Origin of the sequence: Flavicella sediminum, assembly GCF_006381105.1 — a bacterium.
GTDB classification, from domain to species: Bacteria; Bacteroidota; Bacteroidia; order Flavobacteriales; family Flavobacteriaceae; genus Flavicella; species Flavicella sediminum.
Window position 1 is genome coordinate 1,585 of the sequence record NZ_VDET01000005.1, and the last position, 5,119, is coordinate 6,703.

Sequence of the window (5,119 nt, forward strand, 5' to 3'; positions counted from 1 at the left end):
AAAATAAGTATAAGCTTAGTTTTTGGCTGAGAATCTAACGATTATCAACTCCCACACTAACCTTATACAAAACCGTTACCCAACATTGGAAAAATTCATTATAAATAACACACTAATCAAAAAATTTGGAAAGTTTAACTTAATTCTTTTCCTAGGATTATTTGTAATTACACCAACAATTATAAAATTATCGTCTGATGTAGATTTACAACTTACTACTAAGATTTTTATAACAATAATCCCCATCCTAATACTAAGTCTTCCAAGTCTAATACTGATAATAAATTATTACATTGAGAATAGAAAAACGAGTTTCGAAATTGATGAAAACAATGAAGAAATAATCATTAATCATCATAACGTGATAAAAAAATATAATTTTAATGAGGTAGAAAAGTCAATTTATAATTTGCACTCATTTCATAAAAATAAACTAGACAAAGTATTCAGATTTAATTTAATGGAATCTGATTTTGGATATTGGGATCTAAAATTTAAAAATGGAGATAGATATTATTTGACTAATTTATTACACGACTTTTTATTAGATAAACCTAAAATAAATAATACTCGATACAGATTTAGATTCTTACAGTATATTGATAAATCAAACTATGAAATCGGAATTGAATTCAAAGAAATTGTTACACATAATTTAACGGAAAGATTTGAGAAAAAATTTAAAAATAAAAGTATAAGTGATTTAAGAATAATAATCAAAGACGACAATAAATATCAAAAAGAGGCTATTAATGCTGCTAAACACATTTTAGATAAGAAAACGGAAACGTTGGGTAACACCGTATAAAGTCTATGTGGGTTTTTATGGTTTACTCCAAAGGTTTGTGTTTATTTATTATGTCACTCATACTTATTTGAGTATTTTTAGGTCGACAATGATAAAAACACAAAATAAGTATAAGCTTAGTGTTAGGGCGAAAAGTCCACGGACATTTTCTCCCACACAAACCTTATACAAAACCGTTGTACAATATTTAGAAATGAAAAAATTATCTCTACTCTTTTTTTTGGTTACAACAACCTCATTTTCTTGTACATGCTTCGATTTTTTTACTCCCAAACATATAGGGAAGTTTATAAATAATATTGACTTAATTATTGTAGGAACAGTCGTAGAATCTTACAATCCTAAAAATGAGAAATGGATAAAATATTTTTGGCAAGAAAATAATAGTTTTGACAGTGTCCTGATCAAAATAGATAAGATATTCAAAGGAAATATTGATACTAAATACCTTATCATTAAACAATCAAATCAGGGTAATTGTTCTACATTATTTAAAAAAAATAGACAATATATTATAACTGGAATGATTACCGAAAAACAGCTTCCTAAAATATTATCACAATATGTAACAATCCCTTATGAAAATACCATTCCTGAAACAATAGACTTTAGAAATATTTATATTAATGATAAATGGAAAATTTTATATAAAAAACCAAACATAGTGGAAACAAGTAGCTGTTTGTCTCAACCTTTGAATAATAAGACCTATAATGTTATTATGAAAAACATTAATTAATAGAATTAAAGTATGTACAAAATTTAGAGAGTGTAAATCTAAAATAACGACTAAATAATAGTTGGTTGAACTTTTTAATTTACAGTATAATTCATATATAAAAAATAACTTAAATATATAGGAAAAAGAGTAAAAGTAAAATTTACGGAAACTAAAAACATTGTACAACACCGGCTAAACTTCATGCGGGTTTTGTGCCAACTTCAAAGTTTTGTGTATATTTACTAAGTCGCCAAATCCTTTTTGATTTGGCTTTGTGAAACCAAAGAAACAAAACCAAACAAAAAGCTTCGGCTTAGTCCGTGTTCGAAAATCTAGCCGATTTTCAAGCCCGCACAAAGCCTAGCCAAAACCGTTGGTTAAAATATCTGATTTCAAAAAAGCTTTTATGAGTAAACTTGAAAATTTCCTGTCAAATTTAGAAGATTTTGAATTAGCTTCATTTTATCATTTTAGGTTTAACTCCTTCTTGAAATACTCGAAAAAAATAATATTGAATGAGTTAAAAAGAAGAAATATTGAGGAATTAGAAGTGAATAAATATCTTCCAGTAACTAATGAAAAAATCGAAGAAGACATAATTGCTGAAAAAATATGTCCGAAGTGTTATTCTAATAAATTTTATTCATCAAATGAAACTGAAAGTATTTTAATAAAATTTGAAACTTATGACTATTCTGAGAAATACAAAACTTGTCTTATTTGTTTATATAGCCAAGAAAAAATAAATCATGACAAAAAAAGAAAGACTCTGTGGAATAATTTATCAGCAATTTTATTTTTGAAAAATAAGAAAATTATTAAATCTTGAAAAGAAAAACACTTTAACCAACACCGGCTAAACTTCATGCGGGTTTTGTGCCAACTTCAAAGTTTTGTGTATATTTACTAAGTCGCCAAATCTTGTTGATTTGGCTTTGTGAAAACCAAAGAAACAAATCCAAACAAAAAGTTTCGGCTTAGTACGTAATCGAAAATCTTGTCGATTTTCAATCCCGCACAAAGCCTAGCCAAAACCGTTAGCTAATATTTCGTCAAAATCAGAAACATAATTTATTTGATTTATACTTGGAATTATTATATTTACCGTGAAAAATTGAGATTTATTTCTTCATCTATCTGATAATTCTCACTCTCTCAAATGCTATAAAAAAGATGAAATTAAAAAAAATTGTTTCTTCAATTCTATTATTAGGATTGTTAAATTCCTGTATTGGATCTTTATTCATTGTAGAAAAAAGACATTACAATTATGAATTCAAAAGTTTTTCTAAGAAAATTAATTTTGAGAAAGGACAATGGCTTTTAAACCCCATAAGTTCTACTTCATTTGGAAATTATGAAACGTCAACTAATGAAATATTAAAAGATTTTTTAATTTCAGAATTAGGAAACAGACTACAAGTAACTTCAGAACTAAAAGATGAGAATCATAAATATTTGATTCCTTTTGAAATCCATTTTGATAACGTCAAGGAAAATATTAAATATTTAAAAAACGTATCAAATTGTGATTATATTATCAGTGCGAAAATATTTTATCTAGATGATACTAGAGATATTGATGTTGACAAAAATCACAGAGGAAAAAATTTAAATAAAAAAGAGTACAAATCAGCTTGTAAAATATCATTGGTTGCTCATGATTTAAAAACGGAAAATGAAATTTTCAATTTAGACTGTTTAGGATATATTTGGATAGATGATGAAAATGATGATAAAATAGCAATACATCAAACATCTAAATCAGCAAGCCATTCAGTAATGAGAAAAATTATTAAAAAAATTAAATAAACATTAGCTAACACCGCATAAAGTTAATGTGGGTTTTTATGGCTTAAAAAAAGGTTTGTGTTTTTTTACTATGTCACTTCTANNTCTACTTATTTATCTATTTTTAGGTCGACTAAGATAAAAACACAAAATAAGTAAAAGTTTAGTGTTAGGCTGAGAATCTCTCGATTATCAACTCCCACACTAACTTTATACAAAACCGTTGGCAACAAGCCGAAAAATGAACAAAACTCTACAAACTGACTTATTAGAAATAGAATCTCTTCTTGAGCTTGTAAAAAAGCAAGGAATAGAATATTTAAACAAAATAGATGAGCGAAAAACTTCAGCAAATATTCACAAAGCTGAATTAATAAATCTAGATTCAAAAGGTCTTGGTGCTCGTAATACTTTACAATTATTCAACGAAACGTTCGAACCAACCATAGTATCATCTTCTGGACCTAGATTCTGGGGTTATGTTATTGGTGGTTCTACACCAGCATCTATAATGGGAGATTGGTTAGCAACAATCTACGATCAGAATCCACAAGCAATAAATGGAGAAGGAGACATTTCTGCAAATATTGAATTAGAAACTATTCAATTAATTTTAGACCTATTTAATTTACCTAAATCTTTTGTTGGTGGTTTTGTAACAGGTGCTACTATGTCTAATTTTACGTGTTTAGCAGTAGCGAGACAGTGGTTTGGAAAAAATTATGGTAAAGATTTTGCAAAAGAAGGTATTACTGAAAAAATAAATATCCTAACAGCGACACCACATTCTTCTGCTTTAAAATCACTTGCTTTATTAGGTATTGGCAGTAATAATATTATAAAAGTAAACACAATAGAAGGAAATAGAGAAGCCATTTCGATTGATGATTTAGAATCGAAAATAAAAACATTAAACGGTCAACCATTTATTCTTATATCAAGTGCAGGAACAGTAAATACGGTTGATTTTGATAATTTTAATGCAATAAAGAAACTAAAGAAAAAGTATAATTTTTGGTGGCACACAGATGCTGCTTTTGGTGGTTTTGCAGCTTGTTCAGATACTTATAATCATTTTGTAAAAGACTGGGAACATTCTGATAGTATAACCATTGATTGTCACAAATGGCTAAATGTACCCTATGAAAGTGCTGTGTTTTTAATAAAAGAAGAACATAGTTCATTACAAGTTGAAAGTTTTCAAAACTCTAATGCACCCTATCTTGGAAACCCAATGGAAAACTTTAATTATCTTAATTTTCTTCCTGAAAATTCAAGGCGTTTAAAGGCATTACCTGCTTGGTTTTCCTTAAGAGCCTATGGAAAAGAAGGATATAAGAATATTGTAGAAAACGCAATTGATTTAGCAAAATATTTTGGAAGTAAAATAAAGGAGTCCGAAAACTTTAAATTACTAGCACCAGTAAGGTTGAACAACATTGTTTTTAATATAAATAACAATCGGAACAAAGAAAATATCGACAGTTTTTTAACCCAATTAAACAAAACGGGAAAAGTATTTATGACACCAACATTTTACAATGACCAAAAAGGAATTAGAGTATCATTTGTGAATTGGAGAACAACTAAAAATGATATCGAATTAGTCCTTAAAGAAATGAACCGAATAATAAATACAATTGAATAACGCCAGTTGCCAACACCGCATAAAGTTAATGTGGGTTTTTATGGCTTAAACAAAGGTTTGTGTTTTTTTATTATGTCGCTTCTACTTATTTATCTATTTTTAGGTTGAATAAGATAAAAACACAAAATAAGTATAAGCTTAGTGCTCGGTC

Annotated in this window: 5 protein-coding genes; all 5 read left to right on the forward strand. The window is 27.7% G+C overall.

What is annotated here, in order from left to right:
* Positions 1–85 precede the first annotated feature (85 nt).
* The 5 genes from FGM02_RS07775 to FGM02_RS07795 all read left to right on the forward strand — a co-directional run bounded on the left by FGM02_RS07775 (position 86) and on the right by FGM02_RS07795 (position 4,968).
* The gene (locus tag FGM02_RS07775; RefSeq protein ID WP_139957803.1) at positions 86–808 is read left to right on the forward strand and encodes a hypothetical protein; all 723 of its coding nucleotides are present in this window, start codon (positions 86–88) and stop codon (positions 806–808) included.
* A gap of 193 nt (positions 809–1,001) precedes the next feature.
* Complete coding sequence (locus FGM02_RS07780; RefSeq protein ID WP_166461148.1) at positions 1,002–1,547, forward strand: hypothetical protein; 546 nt, start codon at positions 1,002–1,004, stop codon at positions 1,545–1,547.
* 388 nt (positions 1,548–1,935) lie between these two features.
* A complete protein-coding gene (locus FGM02_RS07785) occupies positions 1,936–2,358 on the forward strand; it encodes a hypothetical protein (RefSeq protein WP_139957805.1) in 423 nt (140 codons plus the stop codon).
* 344 nt (positions 2,359–2,702) lie between these two features.
* Entirely contained in the window at positions 2,703–3,341 is a 639-nt protein-coding gene (locus FGM02_RS07790; RefSeq protein ID WP_139957806.1) for a hypothetical protein, read from the forward strand.
* A 220-nt stretch (positions 3,342–3,561) separates the two neighbouring features.
* Complete coding sequence (locus FGM02_RS07795) at positions 3,562–4,968, forward strand: pyridoxal phosphate-dependent decarboxylase family protein (protein WP_139957807.1); 1,407 nt, start codon at positions 3,562–3,564, stop codon at positions 4,966–4,968.
* Positions 4,969–5,119: the final 151 nt, after the last annotated feature.

Excerpts from the sequence above, each read along its gene's own strand:
- FGM02_RS07785 (WP_139957805.1), top strand. The coding sequence starts at position 1,936 with ATGAGTAAACTTGAAAATTTCCTGTCAAATTTAGAAGATTTTGAATTA.
- FGM02_RS07790 (WP_139957806.1), top strand. The coding sequence starts at position 2,703 with ATGAAATTAAAAAAAATTGTTTCTTCAATTCTATTATTAGGATTGTTA.
- FGM02_RS07795 (WP_139957807.1), top strand. The coding sequence starts at position 3,562 with ATGAACAAAACTCTACAAACTGACTTATTAGAAATAGAATCTCTTCTT.
- FGM02_RS07780 (WP_166461148.1), top strand. The coding sequence starts at position 1,002 with ATGAAAAAATTATCTCTACTCTTTTTTTTGGTTACAACAACCTCATTT.